Below are 17,933 nucleotides of genomic sequence, written 5' to 3' on the forward strand. Positions count from 1 at the left end.
ACGGTGGCTCCATGACCGACCTCGACTTCTCCGGCCTGCGCGCGATGTTCGTGAACTGCACCCTGAAGCGCAGCCCGGACGTCAGCCACACCGGCGGCCTCATCGAGGCCAGCGCCGACGTGATGCGCAAGCACGGCGTGGAGGTCGAGGTGCTGCGCGCCGTCGACCACGACATCGCCACCGGTGTGTACCCCGACATGACCGAGCACGGGTGGAGCAGCGACGAGTGGCCCGAGATCTGGCCCCGGGTCCTGGCCAGCGACATCCTGGTCATCGGCGGACCGATCTGGCTCGGTGACAACTCCAGCGTCACCAAGCGGGTCATCGAGCGGCTCTACGCCCAGAGCGGCATGCTCAACGACCAGGGGCAGTCGATCTTCTACGGCCGGGTCGGCGGGTGCCTGATCACCGGCAACGAGGACGGCATCAAGCACTGCGCCCAGAACGTCCTCTACTCCCTGGGACACCTCGGCTACACGATCCCCCCGCAGGCCGACGCCGGTTGGATCGGCGAGGCCGGCCCGGGGCCGTCGTACCTCGACGAGGGAAGCGGGGGACCGGAGAACGACTTCACGAACCGCAACACCACCTTCATGACCTGGAACCTCCTGCACACCGCACGGATGCTCCAGCAGGCCGGCGGGCTGCCGTCCTACGGCAACCAGCGCCCGGCCTGGGACGACGGGGCCCGCTTCGACTACGAGAACCCCGAGTACCGCTGAGCGGACCGTCCACACCGTCCTTGCCGTCCAGGCCGTCCAGGCCGGGCGGACGGGGCGCCGGAGCGGCCGGGGCCGTGGCTAGGGTTCTGCCATGACCAGGTCCGAGAAGTTCACCTTCACCGGCTCCGACGGCCACGACCTCGCGGGACGCCTGGACCTGCCCGAGGGGGAGCCGCGGGCGGTGGCGCTCTTCGCGCACTGCTTCACCTGCTCGAAGGACGTCGTGGCGGCCTCGCGGATCAGCCGTGGCCTCGTCGAGCGCGGCTACGGGGTGCTGCGGTTCGACTTCACCGGGCTCGGTGGCAGCGACGGCGAGTTCGCCAACACCAGCTTCACCTCCAACGTCGACGACCTCGTCGCGGCCGCGGCTGCGCTGGAGACCCGCCACCGTGCACCGCAGCTGCTGGTCGGGCACAGCCTGGGCGGCGCGGCGGTGATCGCCGCGGCGTCGCGCCTGCCCGCCGTGACTGCGGTCGCCACGATCGGGGCGCCGTTCGACCCGGGGCACGTGCTGGGTCTCTTCGACGAGGACGCCCGCGCCCGCATCGAGCGGGACGGTGCCGCCGAGGTGGTGCTGGCCGGCCGCACGTTCACGATCGGCGCGCAGCTGCTCGAGGACGTCTCGGCGCAGCGTCTCGGGCCGGTGCTCGGAGACCTGAAGCGGGCCCTGCTGGTCCTGCACTCGCCGATCGACCAGCAGGTCGGGGTCGACAACGCCCGGCAGATCTACGACGCGGCCCGGCACCCCAAGAGCTTCGTCACCCTGGACGACGCCGACCACCTGCTGACCCGCCCACGCGACGCGGAGTACGTCGCCGACCTGCTGTCGGTGTGGGCCGCGCGCTACCTGCCCGAGCCGGCGCCCGCGACCGCCGAGGAGCCCGACGAGCCCGGCGGCACCGTGCTGGTCGAGGAGACCGCGGGTGGCTGGCTCGCCCAGTCGGTGCAGGCCGGTCGGCACACCTGGCGTGCCGACGAGCCCGTCGGGGTGGGCGACGACACGGGGCCGACGCCGTACGACCTGCTGCTCTCGGCGCTCGGGGCGTGCACCTCGATGACGCTGCGGATGTACGCCCGTCGCAAGAAGCTCGCGCTGGAGCACGTGTCGGTGCGCCTGACCCACCGCCGCAACCATCCCGACGACTGCGCCGCGGTCGGTCGCGAGGGCGAGGACCCGTGCCGGGTCGAGGGGATCCACCGGGTCATCACCCTGGTCGGCGACCTCGATGACGACGCCCGGCGGCGGCTGCTGGAGATCGCCGACCGCTGCCCGGTGCACCGGACCATCACCGAGGGCCTCACGATCACCTCGGTGCTCGCAGAACAGGCTCAACTCGGGCGAAGTCAACCTATGGACTGAACTAGTGGTTCAGGTGGTCACGCTCATCGGCGACATGGTCGGCTCACGCGGGCTCTCCGACCGCGCCGGGGTCCAGCGCCGCCTCGCCGAGGTGCTCGACGAGGTCGACGTCGCCCCGCGCCCGACCCAGGCGCTCCGGCGCCCGCACCTGGTCCTGCGGGCCCGGCCAGGCCCAGGTCGACGCCTTCCTGCTGACCCGCGACGCCCTGGTCGACCGCCTCGGTGACCGTGGCCTGCGGCTCCTGGCCGCTTCGCTGCGGGGGGTTACCCAGAGCGACATCGCAGCGGCCGAGGGCATGTCCAGGTCCGCGGTCAGGTGCCGCCGACCTGGTGCGCGCGGCGTACGACGTCGTGTCGCCGCGCCGCGCGGCGGTGTGCATCGCCACCGGGGCAGGGGTGCTCCTCGCCGGGTTGCTGGTCGTCGACGTCGTTCCCGGGTGGCGGTTGCTGCTGCTCGTCCTGCTGGTCGCCCCGCAGGCGACCCCGGGTCTGCCGCCGGAGACGGCGAAGGGCGCCGCCCCCAGGTCGAACCTGGCGGCGGCGCCCTCCGGAGCGCGGGGTGGTCCTAGAAGACCCGTCGGCGGGTGCCGCCGATCGGGACGAGGTTCAGCACCAGGCCGACGACGAGCAGGACGCCGCCGATGATGGTGAGGATGTTGATGCTGGCCAGCAGGCCGATCAGCAGCAGGATGAGTCCGAGGATGATCATGGGGTCTCCTTCATGAGTGGCGGGACGGCCGGTGGGTCGCCCGCATCGGGTTGCTCAGCTGAACCAGACGAGGTCGCACCGGGTGCACTCGAGGCGCCTGATGCTCGACCCGCCCTCGAACTCGACGCCGCGCAGGTCCCACTCGTGCTCGTGCGCGGTGGGGACTGCGGACGCACGCGGTCCAGCAGGTGGGGTGTCGACGAGGGGGAACGCTGGTTCCCGGTCGGTGGCGCCGGTGCTCATCGTCTCCTCCTCGCCCGTCGCTGCGCCGGGTGGCGCAGCGTCAGGGACCTTCTGACCACTGCGTGCCGGGTCTAAACCCGTGGCGGCGAAGTCGGTCCAAGAGGGTGAGCGGGGTCCTTCTCCGCCCGTCCGCCGCTCGGACTGTCATGCTCGTCGGTATGGACGAGTCGCCGGGTCGGCACCACGAGGTGCACCGCTCCACCGCCCACGGGGACCTCGTCCTCGACGTCCGCGAGTGGGGCCCTGTCGACGGTGTGCCCGTCGTGCTGCTGCACGGCTTCCCGCAGAGCGCGGCGAGCTGGGCCGGGGTGGCCGAGCACCTCGCCGGGTCGGGGCTGCGGCTCCTGGCCCCCGACCAGCGCGGCTACTCGCCCGGGGCGCGGCCCGACGACGTCGCGGCGTACGCCATCGAGGAGCTCGCCGGCGACGTGCTGGCCCTGGCCGAGGACCTCGACCTCGGGCGCTTCCACCTGGTGGGCCACGACTGGGGTGCATCGGTGGCCTGGTGGTTGGCCGCCCACCACCCCGACCGGCTGCTCACCCTGACCGCCCTGTCGGTGCCGCACCTCGCGGCGTTCGGACGCGCGCTGGTGGAGGACCCCGAGCAGGCGTCCCGGTCGGCGTACCTCAAGGTCTTCCGCCGTCCCGGCGTCGCCGAGGAGCAGCTGCTCGCCGACGACGCCGCAGGGCTGCGCGACGTGTACGCCGGGCGGGTGCCGATCGCCCACGTGCAGCGTGACGTGGCGCTCATGCGCGATGGGGCGCTCACCCCCGCCCTGGGCTGGTACCGCGCGATGCGGGACCTGTCCGGCACGCCCGACGTGCACGTCCCGACCACCTACATCTGGGGCGAGGAGGACCAGGCGGCGGCCCCGGCGGCGGCCCGGCTGTGCGGGGAGCACGTGCAGGCCGACTACCGCTTCGTCCCGCTGCCCGGCGTCTCGCACTGGAGCCTGGACGAGGTCCCCGAGGTGGTGGCCGCGGAGATCCGGCGCCGGGTGTGCTGAGGGCGGGAGCGGGGGAGGGGCACGGGATGCAGGTCCGGGACATGCGACGCGGTGACCTCCCCGAGGTGGCCGACCTGCTGGCGGAGGCCTTCGCCGACGGCACCAACCTGGCCAGCTTCGTGCCCCCGCGCCAGCGGGTGGCCCGACTGCGCCGCTGGTTCACCGTGGTGGGTGAGCAGGACGCCTTGCGCCACGGCCTGGCCGAGGTGGCGCTCGCCGAGGCCGGCCCGGGTGCGGACGCCCGGATCCTCGCCGTCGCCTGGTGGCACCCGCCCGTCCGCCCGGGTTCGGCCGTAGGCGCCGGGTGCCGGCTCGGGGTTCCTCGGTCGCGCCTTCCTCGGTCGCGCCTGCGCGAGCTGGCCTGTGCCGTGCGGGTCTTCGGTGCGCGGGTGCCCGCGGCGGCGTGGTCCGATGCGGCCTCCCGGCGCGCCCGCCCGACCGAGCCGCACTGGCACCTGTCCTACCTGGCCTCGAGGTCCGAGCCCGGCGCCCGGGGTGCCGCCACCGCGCTGCTGCAGCACCGCCTGGGCGTCGCCGACGCCGACGGGACCGGCGCCCACCTGGAGTCGTCGTCGATCGCCACCATCGCCTTCTACGAGCGGTTCGGGTGGCGGGTCACGGGTCCGGTGCGCGGACCCGCGGGCCGCAGCACGACGGCGATGTGGCGCCCCCCGGGCGGGGTCGCGCCATGAGCGGGCCGCACGTGGAGATCGTGCCCGGGGATCGGCCGAACGCCTGGCTCGTCCTCATCGACGGGCGCGAGCAGTCGCTGGTGGACCTCGACGACCCGCAGCACCTCGGGTTCGACTACGTGCGGCGCATCGCCGACGTCGTGGACCACCAGGCTCCGGCACGGGTCCCGCTGCGGGTGCTCCACATCGGTGGCGCCGGCCTGACCCTGCCCCGGTACGTCGCCGCGACCCGGCCGGGGTCGTGGCAGGTGGTGCTCGAACCGGACGCCACCCTGACCGCGCGGGTGCGCGAGGAGCTGCCGCTGCCCCGACGCAGCGGCGTGCGGGTGCGGGAGCAGGACGGGCGGGTCGGGCTGGCTGCGCTGCGCGACGACGCGGTCGACCTCGTGGTCGTCGACGCCTTCGACGAGGGCCGGGTGCCGGCCGAGCTGATGACCACCGAGGCGGCAGCGGAGGCGGCGCGGGTGCTCGCGCCGGGGGGACTCCTCGTGGTCAACGTCAGCGACCAGGCGCCCTTCCCGGTGGTGCGTGACCTGCTCGCCGCGGTGCGCCAGCGCCTGCCCCACGTGCTGGTCAGCGCCGAGCCGGCGACGCTGCGAGCGCGGCGTCCCGGCAACCTCCTGGTGGTCGCGGGGCACGAGTCGGTGCCTCGTGCGGGCCTCAGCGCCCGCGCTCGCAGCGCCGCGGCGCCGTACAAGGTGCTCGACGACGTCGCCGTCGCGAGCTCGTTCGGTGGTGGCCGCCCGCGCACCGACGCGGGGCTGTCACCGGGCGCGACCTCGCGGTGGCGGGTGGTGACGGGCGCGGGCGCGGACGGCTGAGGGCCGCGGGGCCTGCCCGCGGGGTGGGAGGCACGAGCATCCGCCCGTTACACTCGCCGTCGATCTGGCCCTCACCGCAAAGGACACCGAGCACCCCTGATGGACGGCTCCCAAAGTCGCCTGCTCTCCCCGCACCTGCACCGGTCCGCTGACCTGGTCGCGGGTCCCACCGGGGGAGAGCGCCCGTGACCGCCACCCTGCTGCTCCTCGCAGCGCTCCTGCTCGTGATCGCGTGCGGCGTCTTCGTCGCCGCCGAGTTCGCGCTCGTCACCGTCGACCGCAACAAGGTCGACCAGGCGGCCGCCGACGGCGACGCGGGCGCGATCGGCGTGCAACGAGCCCTGCGCTCGCTCTCCACCCAGCTCTCCGGCGCCCAGGTGGGCATCACGCTGACCAACCTGGGCATCGGTTTCCTCTCCGAGCCCGCGATCGCCGACCTCATCGACGAGCCGCTGGCCGCACTGGGCGTCCCGGACGGTGCCGTGACGCCGGTGGCGCTCGCCGTGGCGCTGACGCTCAGCACGATCGTGACGATGCTCTTCGGTGAGCTGGTGCCCAAGAACCTCGCGATCGCCCTGCCGCTGGCCACCGCACGGGCGACCCAGGCACCGATGCGGTTCTTCACCCGGGTGAACAAGGGCCCGATCCGGATCCTCAACGGCGCTGCCAACGCCCTGGTCCGCCGCCTGGGCGTCGAGCCGCAGGAGGAGCTGCGCTCGGCGCGCAGCTCCGCCGAGCTGGCGTCGTTGATCCAGCGCTCGGCCGACGAGGGCACGCTCGACCCCGACACCGCGGAGCTGATGGAGCGCTCGGTGGAGTTCGGCACCCGGACCGCGGGCGAGATCATGACGCCCCGGGTGCGTACCCGCTCGCTGGAGCTCAACGACCGCGCGGCGGCCGTCATCGAGCTGACCCGCCAGACCGGGCACTCCCGCTTCCCGGTGCTCGACGACGAGGACATCGTCGTCGGCACGGTGCACGTCAAGAACGCCGTCGCGCTGCCCGTCCACGAGCGCCCCACCACGAAGGTCAAGCACCTCATGGCCAAGCCGATCGTGGTGCCTGACTCGCTCCGCCTCGACCCGCTCCTGCAGCTGCTGCGCGAGGACGGCTTCCAGATGGCGGTGGTCCTCGACGAGTACGGCGGCCACGCCGGCATCGTGACCCTGGAGGACGTCGTCGAGGAGATCGTCGGTGACATCGCCGACGAGCACGACCGATCGGGCTCCCGCGCCCGGCAGCGCCGCGACGGCTCCTGGATGATCTCGGGCCTGCTGCGCCCCGACGAGGTCGAGGACCTCACCGGCATCGAGCTGCCCGAGGACGAGGCGTACGACACCGTCGCCGGGCTCGTGCTGCAGGTGCTCGGCAAGGTCCCGGTCGCCGGCGACCTGGCCGAGATCCCCGTCCCCGACCGGTCCGACCCCGACGAGCCGCGCGAGCAGCTCGCGGTGCTCACCGTCGAGCACATGGACGGCCTGCGCGTGGACCGGCTGACCCTGCGTCTCCTCGAGGGCGACACGACCGACGCGGAGGCGAGCGAGCATGAGTGACCTCACCGGGGTGCTGGTGGCCATCGGGCTGCTGGCGCTGAACGCCTTCTTCGTGGGTGCGGAGTTCGCCCTGATCTCCGCCCGCCGCAGCCAGATCGAGCCGAGGGCCCAGGCCGGTTCCCGGGTGGCGCGCACGACGCTGCACGCCATGGAGAACGTGTCGTTGATGATGGCCGGCGCCCAGCTGGGCATCACCATCTGCTCCGTCGGCCTCGGTGCCGTCGGCGAGCCCGCGGTGGCCCACCTGATCGAGCCGCTCTTCGCGAGCGCGGGGGTGCCCGAGGCGCTCCTGCACCCGGTCGCGTTCATGATCGCCCTGGCCGTCGTGGTGTTCCTGCACGTCGTCCTGGGCGAGATGGTGCCCAAGAACATCGCGATCGCCGGCCCCGAGCGCTCCGCGCTCGTGCTCGGCCCGCCGATGCTCTTCGTGGTCACCATCTTGAAGCCGGTGATCGTGGCGCTCAACGCCATCGCCAACCGGACCCTGCGCCTGGTGGGCGTCGAGCCCAAGGACGAGATCAGCTCGGCCTTCACCCGCGAGGAGGTCGCGGCCCTGGTCGAGGAGTCGCGCGGCGAGGGTCTGATCGAGGCCGACGAGTACGACCGGCTCGCCGGCGCGCTCGGGTTCACCGAGAAGGACGTCACCTCGGTCCTGATGCCCCCCGACACCCTGACGACCGTGCGGCGGGGCTCCACCCCGGCCGACGTCGAGGCGCTGTGCGCCGCCACCGGCTTCAGCCGGTTCCCGGTCGAGGCCGACGGCGGCGAGCTCGTGGGCTACCTGCACATCAAGGACGTCCTGGAGCCGGACGAGGAGCGCCGCGAGCGCCCCATCGAGGACAAGTGGATCCGTCCCTTCGCGCCGGTCACCCCGGACGACGCGCTGCACGCCGCGCTCGAGCAGCTGCAGCGGCGTGGGGCCCACATGGCCCGGGTGGTCACCACCGAGGGCGTCACCCTCGGCGTGGCGACCCTCGAGGACGTCCTCGAGGAGCTCGTGGGGGAGATCCGCGACGCCGCCCACAACGACGACCAGCCCGAGGCCGGCGCCGAGGCCGGGCACGGGACCGGTCGCGGGGGCGCGGGCTCCGTGTCCTGACGAGCCGGCAGCCGCCGTTCGTCTAGGGTGTGCTGGCCGGCTCGCCCGGTGACCGATGACCCCCGGACGGTGGAGTGCAGGCAGCTGTGGTGGACGACGTTGGGCGCAGCACGAGGGTGTGGACGCTCCCCAACCTGCTCAGCGCGGTGCGGCTCGCCGGGGTCCCGGTGTTCCTGTGGCTGGTGCTGGGTCCCGAGGCGGACGCCTGGGCGCTCGCGCTGCTCGTGGTCTCGGGCATCACCGACTTCCTCGACGGTTGGCTCGCCCGGCGCTGGGGCCAGACCTCCGCGCTCGGCCAGATCCTCGACCCGGTCGCCGACCGCCTCTACATCCTGGCCGTCGTCGTCGGGCTGGCGCTGCGCGACGTCATCCCGTGGTGGATGGCGGTGTCGCTGCCCCTGCGCGACGCCCTGATGTGGGGTCTGGTCCCGCTGCTGCGCACCCGGGGCTACAGCTCGCTGCCGGTGCACTTCCTGGGCAAGGCCGCGACCTTCAACCTGCTCTACGCCTTCCCGCTGCTGCTCCTGGGTGACGGCGACGGCGCCGTGGCCACCCTCGCCGAGGTGTTCGGCTGGTCGTTCGCGCTGTGGGGCATCGGGCTCTACTGGTGGGCCGGAGTGCTCTACGCCTGGCAGGTGAGGCGTCTGCTGGCCACCACCGAGCGGCGGAGCGTCTCCCATGCCTGACCCTGCACCGGGACAGGCACCTCAGGTGGCTCCCGAGCAGCTGCCCGCCCGGGTCACGATGCCCCTGCTCACGCTCATCACCCAGCAGTCCTTGGACGAGGACTACCTGCACGTCGCCGAACGGCGCGGGCGTGGTCAGCTGCCCTCCTCGCGCACCCGGCCGCACCGCACCGCCGCGGTCGTGGTGGCCGTGTTCGGCATCCTGGTGACCACGGCGGCCGTGCAGACCGCGCAGGACGCCGACGAGAACCGCGCCAGCCGCAACACCCTGGTCTCGCGGGTCCAGGACCGACGGGCGACCGTCTCGCAGCTGCAGGACCGCATCGTCGAGCTGCGGGAGGAGGACCAGCTGGCCACCGAGGACCTCGCCCGCCTCACCGACACCGCCCTCGACGCACAGGCCCGCCTACGCCGCCTCCAGGTCAGCACCGGCTACCTGCCGCTGCAGGGCGAGGGCGTGCGCCTGACCCTGGAGAACCCCGAGGCCGGGGCGAACGAGATCCGTGACATCGACCTGCAGAAGGCCGCCAACGGGCTCTGGCTCGCCGGGGCCGAGGCGATCGCCATCAACGGCCAGCGCCTGACCGCGGTCAGCGCCATCCGCAACTCCGGCGTCGTGGTCAACGTCAACTCGGTGCCGATCAGCGCGCCGTACGTCGTGACGGCGATCGGCGACAGCCGGACGCTGCTGGCCCGGTTCCAGGAGACCGCCAGCGGCAGCGGCCTGATCAACGTGGCCCAGGCGCTGGGCTTCTCCTACCGGCAGGAGACGGCCCCCTCCGTGAAGATCCCCGCGGCCCGACGTCGTACGCTCCTGTCCGCCGAAGAACTGTCGCGCGAGCCACGCGCCGAGACCGAGGAGGGGACGCCATGATCGCTGCCCTCGGCCTGCTCGTGGGCATCGTCCTGGGGCTGGTGCTGCAGCCCGACGTGCCGGCGTCGCTGGAGTACTACCTGCCCATCGCCGTGGTGGCCGCGCTCGACGCGGTCTTCGGCGGGCTCCGGGCCTACCTCGACGGCATCTTCGACGACAAGGTCTTCGTGATCTCCTTCGTCAGCAACGTCGTGATCGCAGCCGCCATCGTCTTCCTCGGCGACAAGTTGGGCGTGGGCAACCAGCTCTCGACCGGTGTCGTGGTGGTGCTCGGCATCCGGATCTTCTCCAACGCCGCCGCCATCCGGCGCCACCTCTTCCATGCCTGACGAGCGCCCCGACCACGGACCCGACGCCGGTAGGTCGGGTCCGACCCCGGAGACCGGCCGCACGCGGCTGCTGCGGGCCCTGCGCACCCCGAGCCGCAACCAGCTGGTCGTGGCGGTGCTGCTGGCACTGGTCGCCTTCGCCGCGGTGGTGCAGGTGCGCGCGACCGAGATCGCCGACGACTACGCCGGCTACCGCGACGAGGACCTGATCGCGGTCCTCGACGGTCTCGCCGGCACCAGCCAGCGCGCCCGGGCGGAGATCGAGCGCCTCGAGACGACCCGGGACCAGCTCGCCTCCGACACCGCCGACCAGCGCACCGCCCTGCAGCAGGCCCAGTCCGAGGCCGACACGCTCGCGATCCTCGCCGGGCTGGTGCCGGTGCGCGGACCAGGGGTGCGGATCACCATCACCGAGGTCACCTCCCCGATCAACGCCGACACGGTCGTCGACATGGTGCAGAGCCTGCGGGTCGCCGGCGCCGAGGCGATCCAGGTCAACGGGCAGGTGCGGCTGGTCGCCCAGAGCGCCTTCACCGACGTGGTCGGCGGCCTCGAGGTCGACGGGGTGAGCCTCACCGGGCCGTACGTGTTCGACGTCATCGGCCCCCCGTCGGCGCTCAGCAACGCCATGACCATCCTCGACGGCCCCCGCCTGGATCTCCAGGACGAGGGCGCGGAGGTCGAGATCACCGAGCTGGCCTCCGTCGACATCGAGGTGGTCGCCGATCCCCTCGAACCCGACTTCGCACAACCCCAGGACGCCCAGTAGCCACGTCGTCAGCACTGCACCCAGCCCCGACCCAGACCGGACCCAGCCCGAGGAGACCGCATGTACCCCGCAGACCTGTCCTACACCAGCGAGCACGAGTGGGTGCGCAGCCCCGGTGAGCACGAGGGGTCGGTGCGCATCGGCATCACCCAGTACGCCCAGGACGCGCTCGGCGACATCGTCTACGTGTCCCTGCCCGAGGTGGGCGAGAGCGTGGAGGCCGGCAGCACCTGCGGCGAGCTGGAGTCGACCAAGTCCGTCAGCGACATCTACGCACCTCTCACCGGCGAGGTCGTGGCCCGCAACGAGTCGCTGGACGCGACCCCCGAGCTGGTCAACAACGACCCCTACGGCGGCGGCTGGCTGTTCGAGGTCGTGCCCGTCGACGCCTCGGCCGTCGACGCCCTGATGGACGCCGCGGCCTACGAGGCATCGGTCCAGGGCTGAGCGGCGCCCGGCTCCGTCGTCCGGGCTTGCCCCGGCCGCGTGGACTGATAGGTTTCGGGGCAACCGTCACCCTCCGCCCGGTGGTGAGGGTTGGGGCCGGTCCTGCCGGCCCACCGCTCGCCGTCGAGCCCGTCGTCAAGGAGGAGTCACCGATGCCGTTCTGCACCGCGTGTGGCAACAAGAACCCTGACGACGCCCGGTTCTGCGCCCAGTGCGGCACCCGCCTGGTGAGCGCGGACCCCTCGGCCCCGGGCGAGGGCCCGGGGGAGTCGACCGCGACGATCTCGATCGGGATGACCGCCTCCGGCACCGGCGAGGGCAGTCGGGTCGAGACCTCCGACCGCAAGCTCACCGCCGTGGATGCAGCGGCGGTCGACGCCCTTCCCTCGGGGCACGCGCTCCTGGTGGTGCAGAAGGGCCCCGGCTCGGGAAGCCGCTTCCTCCTCGACTCCGACGTGGTGACCGCCGGCCGGCACCCCGACAGCGAGATCTTCCTCGACGACGTGACCGTCTCCCGCCGCCACGCGGAGTTCCACCGCACCGGCGCGAGCTTCAGCGTCGGCGACGCGGGCAGCCTCAACGGCACCTACGTCAACCGCGACCGCATCGACCGGGTGCAGCTCAGCGACGGCGACGAGGTCCAGATCGGCAAGTACCGACTCGTCTTCTTCTCGGGGCACGAGGGCAGCTGAGCCGTGGTGACCGGTCCGGTCCAGGTCGACGCGGCCTCGGGAGGTGCGCGCGCCCGGATGAACATCGGGCAGGTCCTCGACCTGCTGCGTCCCGACTTCCCCCAGGTCACGATCCCCAAGATCCGGTTCCTCGAGGACAAGGGGCTCATCAAGCCCGAGCGCACGCCCGCCGGCTACCGCAAGTTCTCCGCCGACGACGTGCAGCGGCTGCGCTACGTGCTGCGGATGCAGCGCGACCACTACCTCCCGCTGAAGGTCATCGGCGAGCACCTCGACGCCATCGACCGCGGCATGGAGCCGCCGCCGATCGAGCCGGTCGTGCCTACCGTGCCCCAGGTGGCGCTGGCCGCTGACGGGCTGCCCAGCGCGGCGTCGTTCGCCCGCCGCGACGACCTGCGGCTCTCGCGCCGCGAGCTGCTCAAGGTCGCCGAGATCTCCGAGGAGCTGCTCGGCGAGCTCGAGCAGTTCGGCCTGGTCACCGCCAAGCCGGGGACCGGCCACTACGACACCGATGCACTGGTCATCGCCCGCACCGCCCGCGAGCTGGCCGACTTCGGCTTCGAGCCGCGCCACCTGCGCGCCTTCAAGACCGCCGCGGACCGCGAGGTCGGGCTGGTCGCGCAGGTCGTGGCGCCGCTCGCACGCGGGCGCGACGCCTCCGCGAAGGCGCGGGCGGCCGAGGCGGTCACCGAGATCGCGGCGCTCTCGGTGCGCCTGCACGCCACGCTGGTCAAGGCCGGCCTGCCCTGACACGCGCGGTCCCGGGCCTCCCGGCACGACCCCCGGCCCGGCTCACGACCAGCAGCGTAAGGTGATCGTGTGCGCGAAGTAGATGTCATGGGAGTCCGGGTCGAGATGCCCTCGAACCAGCCGATCGTGCTGCTGCGCGAGGTGACGGGGGAGCGGTACCTCCCCATCTGGATCGGGGCGGTGGAGGCCACCGCGATCGCCTTCGCCCAGCAGGGCGTCACCCCGCCACGCCCGCTGACCCACGACCTGCTCAAGGACGTCCTCGAGGCGACCGGCAACGAGCTGGTCGAGGTGCGCATCACCGACGTCCGTGACGGCGTCTTCTTCGCCACGCTGGTGCTGGGCTCCGGGACCGAGATCAGCGCCCGCCCCTCCGACTCGATCGCCCTGGCGCTGCGCACCGGCACCCGGATCGTGTGCTCGGACGAGGTCCTGGACGAGGCCGGGCTCGCGGTGCCGGCCGAGCAGGAGGACGAGGTCGAGAAGTTCCGCGAGTTCCTCGACCACGTCACGCCCGAGGACTTCGACGCACCTCAGGAGTGAGGGGCCCGGTCCCTGGGTAGAGCCTCACCCTCAACTTCAGGTTGAGGGTTTGCGACACACCGACGAGGGTCTTTGACCACCGTCGCCGTGGGGCTTACCTTGAAGTGTCTTCGTTGTAACTCCACCGTTGTGGTTGCCCCGGCACCTGCATCTCCTTCCCCGGGGGTTACGTCCCAGCGGAGTAGACCCACGGAGGACCGCGTGAACGAGCACGAGCAGGAGCTGCAGGCGAGCCGCGAGGCCGCCGCTGCGGCCGAGGCCGCCGATGAGCAGGGACTCCTCTTCACCGACGACGTCTCGCCGCTTCCCAGCGACACCGGCTACCGCGGTCCCACCGCGTGCAGCGCCGCCGGCATCACCTACCGCCAGCTGGACTACTGGGCTCGCACCGGCCTGGTCGAGCCCACCGTGCGGGGTGCCAAGGGGTCCGGTTCGCAGCGGCTCTACTCCTTCCGCGACATCCTGATCCTCAAGGTCATCAAGCGGCTGCTCGACGCCGGCATCTCGTTGCAGCAGATCCGCGCCGCGGTCCAGCACCTGCACGAGCGCGGCACCGACGACCTGACGCGAGTGACGTTGATGAGCGACGGCGCCTCCGTCTACGAGTGCACCAGCAACGACGAGGTCATCGACCTGCTCCAGGGTGGCCAGGGCGTCTTCGGCATCGCCATCGGCGGTGTGTGGCGCGAGATCGAGGGCACCCTCGCCGAGCTGCCCAGCGAGCGCACCTCGGACGCCGCTGCCACGACCGGTGCCTCGGACGAGCTCGCCGCACGTCGCGCCGCGCGCAACGCCGGCTGAGCCGATGAGCGGGGTTCGCGCAGCGAGGGAGTAGATTGACCCCTGCTGACCATCCCGTGCGGGAGAGTCCCCGGAGCCGGCCACCCCGGCGGCTTGCGGGGCGCCGAAGGGGCAATTCCTCCCCGGAACCTCTCAGGCGCCAGGACCGCGTGGGCCAGGCAACTCTGGAGCACCGCGTGGTGTGACAGAGGGGGAGGCGCCCGGACGACCACTCCCGAGGAGCCCGCCACCGTGTCAGACCACCCCTCACTCGCCCAGCTCGACGCCGCGTCGCCGTTCGTCGACCGGCACATCGGGCTACGCCCCGACGACGTCGCGACCATGCTCGACCGGCTCGGCTTCTCCTCGCTCGAGGACCTGATGGACGCCGCCGTACCGGGCGGGATCCGCCAGGTCGGCGACCTGGACCTGCCTGCGCCGATCAGCGAGGCCGAGACCGCCCGCGAGCTGCGTGCCCTGGCGGCGGCGAACCGTCCGGCCGAGGCGATGATCGGGCTGGGCTACCACGCGACGATCACGCCGCCGGTCGTGCGGCGCAACGTGCTCGAGGATCCCGCCTGGTACACCGCCTACACGCCCTACCAGCCGGAGATCTCCCAGGGCCGTCTCGAGGCGCTGATCAACTTCCAGACCGTGGTCGGTGACCTGACCGGTCTGCCCACCGCCAACGCCTCCCTCCTCGACGAGGGCACGGCGGCCGCGGAGGCGATGACGCTGGTGCGTCGAGGCAACCGCAAGGCCCAGGGGCCGTTCGTGGTCGACGCCGACGCGCTGCCGCAGACCATCGACGTGATCCGGACCCGGGCCGAGGGGCTCGGCATCGAGGTCGTCGTCGCCGATCTGGCCTCGGGCCTGCCCGAGGGCGAGCTGTGCGGCGTGCTGGTGCAGTACCCCGGTGCGTCCGGTCGGGTCCTCGACCCCCGCCCCATCATCGAGGCGACCCACGAGCGTGGCGCACTGGCGGTGGTGGCCGCCGACCTGCTGGCGCTGACCCTGGTGGAGTCGCCCGGCTCCATGGGTGCTGACGTCGTGATCGGTTCCTCGCAGCGCTTCGGCGTCCCGCTGTTCTACGGCGGCCCGCACGCCGGCTTCATGTCGGTGGCCTCGGGCCTCGAGCGGCACCTGCCCGGGCGGCTGGTCGGGGTCTCCGTCGACGCCGAGGGGCGTCCGGCGTACCGCTTGGCCCTGCAGACCCGTGAGCAGCACATCCGTCGTGACAAGGCCACCTCCAACATCTGCACCGCCCAGGTGCTGCTGGCCGTGGTCGCCTCCATGTACGCCGTCTACCACGGTCCCGACGGCCTGCGGGCGATCGCGACGCGCACCCACCGGTACGCCGCCGTCCTGGCCGCGGCCCTGGGCGAAGCCGGCCACCCGGTCGCGCACGAGAGCTTCTTCGACACCCTCACCGTCCCGGTGCCGGGCCGCGCCGAGGCGGTCGTCGACACGGCCCGCGAGCTGGGCCTGCACCTGCGCCTGGTCGACGCCGACACCGTGGGCGTCTCCACCTCCGAGACCACGACCACCTCCAGCCTGGTCCGGGTCCTCCAGGCCTTCACCGCCGCGGCGCCCGACGGCGACTCGCTCGAGGCGCTCGACCGGGTCACCGGGGACGCGCTGCCGGCCGCGCTGCTCCGCGAGACGGAGTACCTGACCCACGAGGTGTTCTCGCTGCACCGCAGCGAGACCCAGATGCTGCGCTACCTGCGCCGGCTCTCCGCGCGAGACTACGCGCTGGACCGGGGGATGATCCCGCTCGGCTCCTGCACCATGAAGCTCAACGCCACCACCGAGATGGAGCCGGTCTCGCTGCCCGGGTTCGCCGACCTGCACCCCTTCGCCCCGGCGCAGGACGCCGAGGGCTACCGCGAGCTCGTCGCGCAGCTGGAGGCCTGGCTGGGCGAGGTCACCGGCTACGACCGGGTCTCGATCCAGCCCAACGCCGGCTCGCAGGGCGAGCTGGCCGGGCTGCTGGCCATCCGCGGCTACCACCACGCGAACGGCGACACCGCCCGGGACGTCTGCCTGATCCCGAGCTCCGCGCACGGCACCAACGCCGCGTCGGCGGTGATGGCGGGGATGCGGGTCGTGGTGGTCAAGGCCGGTGACGACGGGTCGGTCGACCTCGACGACCTGCGGGCGCAGTGCGAGAAGCACGCCGACGAGCTGGCCGCGATCATGGTCACCTACCCCTCCACGCACGGTGCCTACGAGGAGTCGATCACCGACCTGTGCCGGGTCGTGCACGAGCACGGCGGCCAGGTCTACGTCGACGGGGCCAACCTCAACGCGCTCCTCGGCTACGCCAAGCCTGGCGAGTTCGGCGGCGACGTGTCGCACCTGAACCTGCACAAGACGTTCTGCATCCCCCACGGTGGTGGCGGGCCGGGCGTCGGGCCGGTCGCCGTGCGCGCCCACCTCGCGCCGTACCTGCCCTCGCACGCGATGCACCCCGAGGCGGACAAGCGCACCGGCATCGGCCCGATCTCGGCGGCGCCGTACGGCTCGGCGGGGATCCTGCCGATCTCGTGGGCCTACGTGCGGATGATGGGCGCGGAGGGACTGACCCGGGCCACCGCCTCGGCGGTGCTCTCGGCCAACTACGTCGCCGCCCGGCTCGGCGAGCACTACCCGGTGCTCTACCGCGGGCACAGCGACCTGGTCGCCCACGAGTGCATCCTGGACGTGCGGGGGCTGACCAAGGAGACCGGCGTCAGCATCGACGACGTGGCCAAGCGCCTCGTGGACTACGGCTTCCACGCCCCGACGATGTCCTTCCCGGTGGCCGGCACCCTGATGGTCGAGCCGACCGAGTCCGAGGACCTCGCCGAGATCGACCGGTTCTGCGAGGCGATGATCGCGATCCGGGGTGAGATCGACCGCGTGGCAGCCGGCGACTGGAGCCCGGAGCGCTCGCCGCTGCGGGGCGCTCCGCACACCGCTCGGTGCCTGGTGGGGGAGTGGGACCGCGACTACCCCCGAGACCTCGGTGTCTTCCCGACCGGCATCGACCCCGACAAGTACTGGCCGCCGGTGGCCCGGATCGACCAGGCCTACGGCGACCGCAACCTGGTGTGCGCCTGCCCGCCGCTCGAGGCGTTCGCCGAGTGAGCGCTCGTGCCCCGCGTCGTGCCCCCGGGCGTGATCGGTGGAACACGCCCAGGGGCACGACCGAGGTGCCGCTCACGCCGGCGTGCGGGTGACCTGCAGGTCGAACGCGAAACCGGTGCACTCCAGTGCTGCGCCGCGACCGCGCCAGACGAGCGCGAGCTCGGTGTCGAGCCCGCGGTGCACACCGTCGACGACGACGTGCTCGCCGGCGTGGTCGCGCTCCTCGTGCACCGGGGTGCGCTGGCCGTTGCGGACCGCGGTGCCGCTCAGGCGGGCGCTGCGTCCGTCGAGGTCGAGGCGGGCGCGCACGCGCCCGTCGCGGACGAAGCGGCGCTCCCGGGTGGCCGCGGCGCTCACCTCGCGGGGGCCGTCGCCCACCTGCACGACGACCTCGTTGACGAGACCACGGTTCTCGTAGACGGTCGCGATCACCGGTCGGCGCATCCAGGTGCCGGTGCACTCCAGCAGCCGACCGACCTCGCGGGTCGTGGTGGTGCCGGGGTCGCCGGCGGCGTGGGCGCTCGGCGCAGCGACGGCGCCGCCTAGGGCCAGGCCCGTCGCGCCCAGCACGAGCGCGGCTCGGATGGTCGGTGTGGGGTGGGTCGTTGCTCGCATGGTGGTGCTTCCTCCGCTGTGGTGTCCCGCCCGGTCGGCGGGGTGTCAGCGTGTCTACGCACCAGCGCCCGGGTCGGTTGCACTCCTGTGGGAGCCACCGGCCCGCGACC

General features: G+C 72.8%; 20 protein-coding genes and 1 riboswitch. Of the genes, 17 read left to right on the forward strand and 3 right to left on the reverse strand.

From position 1 onward, the window contains the following. Positions 1-11: 11 nt before the first annotated feature. Both I601_RS16005 and I601_RS16010 read left to right on the forward strand, forming a co-directional pair. Positions 12-722, forward strand: coding sequence for a flavodoxin family protein (locus I601_RS16005; protein WP_068111875.1), 711 nt, complete (start codon positions 12-14; stop codon positions 720-722). A 91-nt stretch (positions 723-813) separates the two neighbouring features. Then, positions 814-2,082: a bifunctional alpha/beta hydrolase/OsmC family protein gene (locus tag I601_RS16010; RefSeq protein ID WP_068111878.1), complete on the forward strand. Its 1,269-nt coding sequence runs from the start codon at positions 814-816 to the stop codon at positions 2,080-2,082. A 565-nt stretch (positions 2,083-2,647) separates the two neighbouring features. Here I601_RS16010 and I601_RS21410 read toward each other — a convergent pair. Beyond that, positions 2,648-2,791, reverse strand: a complete 144-nt coding sequence (locus I601_RS21410; protein ID WP_169834717.1) for a hypothetical protein — start codon at positions 2,789-2,791, stop codon at positions 2,648-2,650. 54 nt (positions 2,792-2,845) lie between these two features. Next, on the reverse strand, positions 2,846-3,034 hold the full coding sequence (locus I601_RS16015) for a hypothetical protein (RefSeq protein ID WP_068111881.1): 189 nt from the start codon (positions 3,032-3,034) through the stop codon (positions 2,846-2,848). 158 nt (positions 3,035-3,192) lie between these two features. On the opposite strand from I601_RS16015, the gene I601_RS16020 reads away from it, so the two are divergent. The 15 genes from I601_RS16020 to gcvP all read left to right on the forward strand — a co-directional run bounded on the left by I601_RS16020 (position 3,193) and on the right by gcvP (position 17,208). Next, a complete protein-coding gene (locus I601_RS16020; protein WP_068111885.1) occupies positions 3,193-4,041 on the forward strand; it encodes an alpha/beta fold hydrolase in 849 nt (282 codons plus the stop codon). 26 nt (positions 4,042-4,067) lie between these two features. Continuing rightward, positions 4,068-4,733, forward strand: coding sequence for an N-acetyltransferase (locus I601_RS16025; RefSeq protein WP_068111887.1), 666 nt, complete (start codon positions 4,068-4,070; stop codon positions 4,731-4,733). Continuing rightward, positions 4,730-5,554 carry a spermidine synthase gene (locus I601_RS16030; RefSeq protein WP_068115083.1) on the forward strand — a complete coding sequence of 275 codons (825 nt, stop codon included), beginning with the start codon at positions 4,730-4,732 and terminating at the stop codon, positions 5,552-5,554. The genes I601_RS16025 and I601_RS16030 overlap by 4 nt, the downstream gene beginning before the upstream one ends. Positions 5,555-5,739: 185 nt before the next feature. Next, positions 5,740-7,107: a hemolysin family protein gene (locus I601_RS16035; RefSeq protein ID WP_068111891.1), complete on the forward strand. Its 1,368-nt coding sequence runs from the start codon at positions 5,740-5,742 to the stop codon at positions 7,105-7,107. Beyond that, positions 7,100-8,206: a hemolysin family protein gene (locus tag I601_RS16040; RefSeq protein ID WP_068111894.1), complete on the forward strand. Its 1,107-nt coding sequence runs from the start codon at positions 7,100-7,102 to the stop codon at positions 8,204-8,206. Before I601_RS16035 ends, I601_RS16040 begins: the two co-directional genes overlap by 8 nt. An 86-nt stretch (positions 8,207-8,292) precedes the next feature. Beyond that, on the forward strand, positions 8,293-8,892 hold the full coding sequence (locus I601_RS16045) for a CDP-alcohol phosphatidyltransferase family protein (RefSeq protein WP_068111898.1): 600 nt from the start codon (positions 8,293-8,295) through the stop codon (positions 8,890-8,892). Positions 8,893-8,917: 25 nt separating this feature from the next. Next, complete coding sequence (locus I601_RS16050; RefSeq protein WP_068111900.1) at positions 8,918-9,766, forward strand: DUF881 domain-containing protein; 849 nt, start codon at positions 8,918-8,920, stop codon at positions 9,764-9,766. Continuing rightward, on the forward strand, positions 9,763-10,095 hold the full coding sequence (locus I601_RS16055) for a small basic family protein (protein ID WP_068111902.1): 333 nt from the start codon (positions 9,763-9,765) through the stop codon (positions 10,093-10,095). Before I601_RS16050 ends, I601_RS16055 begins: the two co-directional genes overlap by 4 nt. Further along, the gene (locus tag I601_RS16060) at positions 10,088-10,864 is read left to right on the forward strand and encodes a DUF881 domain-containing protein (protein WP_068111905.1); all 777 of its coding nucleotides are present in this window, start codon (positions 10,088-10,090) and stop codon (positions 10,862-10,864) included. The genes I601_RS16055 and I601_RS16060 overlap by 8 nt, the downstream gene beginning before the upstream one ends. A gap of 60 nt (positions 10,865-10,924) precedes the next feature. Beyond that, positions 10,925-11,311, forward strand: coding sequence for a glycine cleavage system protein GcvH (gcvH, locus tag I601_RS16065; RefSeq protein WP_068111908.1), 387 nt, complete (start codon positions 10,925-10,927; stop codon positions 11,309-11,311). Positions 11,312-11,463: 152 nt separating this feature from the next. Further along, positions 11,464-12,003, forward strand: a complete 540-nt coding sequence (locus I601_RS16070; protein ID WP_068111911.1) for an FHA domain-containing protein — start codon at positions 11,464-11,466, stop codon at positions 12,001-12,003. A 6-nt stretch (positions 12,004-12,009) separates the two neighbouring features. Then, entirely contained in the window at positions 12,010-12,753 is a 744-nt protein-coding gene (gene ftsR, locus I601_RS16075; protein WP_472459105.1) for a transcriptional regulator FtsR, read from the forward strand. A 69-nt stretch (positions 12,754-12,822) separates the two neighbouring features. Further along, positions 12,823-13,296 (forward strand): bifunctional nuclease family protein, encoded by a 474-nt coding sequence (locus I601_RS16080; RefSeq protein ID WP_068111913.1) that lies wholly within the window; start codon positions 12,823-12,825, stop codon positions 13,294-13,296. Between the two features lie 201 nt (positions 13,297-13,497). After that, positions 13,498-14,097 carry a MerR family transcriptional regulator gene (locus I601_RS16085; protein ID WP_068111915.1) on the forward strand — a complete coding sequence of 200 codons (600 nt, stop codon included), beginning with the start codon at positions 13,498-13,500 and terminating at the stop codon, positions 14,095-14,097. A 49-nt stretch (positions 14,098-14,146) separates the two neighbouring features. Further along, positions 14,147-14,255, forward strand: a riboswitch (glycine riboswitch). Between the two features lie 73 nt (positions 14,256-14,328). After that, on the forward strand, positions 14,329-17,208 hold the full coding sequence (gene gcvP / locus I601_RS16090) for an aminomethyl-transferring glycine dehydrogenase (RefSeq protein WP_068111918.1): 2,880 nt from the start codon (positions 14,329-14,331) through the stop codon (positions 17,206-17,208). 72 nt (positions 17,209-17,280) lie between these two features. Here gcvP and I601_RS16095 read toward each other — a convergent pair whose 3' ends face one another. After that, the gene (locus tag I601_RS16095) at positions 17,281-17,823 is read right to left on the reverse strand and encodes a hypothetical protein (protein ID WP_157520213.1); all 543 of its coding nucleotides are present in this window, start codon (positions 17,821-17,823) and stop codon (positions 17,281-17,283) included. Between the last annotated feature and the right edge of the window lie 110 nt (positions 17,824-17,933).

This window comes from Nocardioides dokdonensis FR1436, from assembly GCF_001653335.1.
GTDB classification, from domain to species: Bacteria; Actinomycetota; Actinomycetes; order Propionibacteriales; family Nocardioidaceae; genus Nocardioides; species Nocardioides dokdonensis.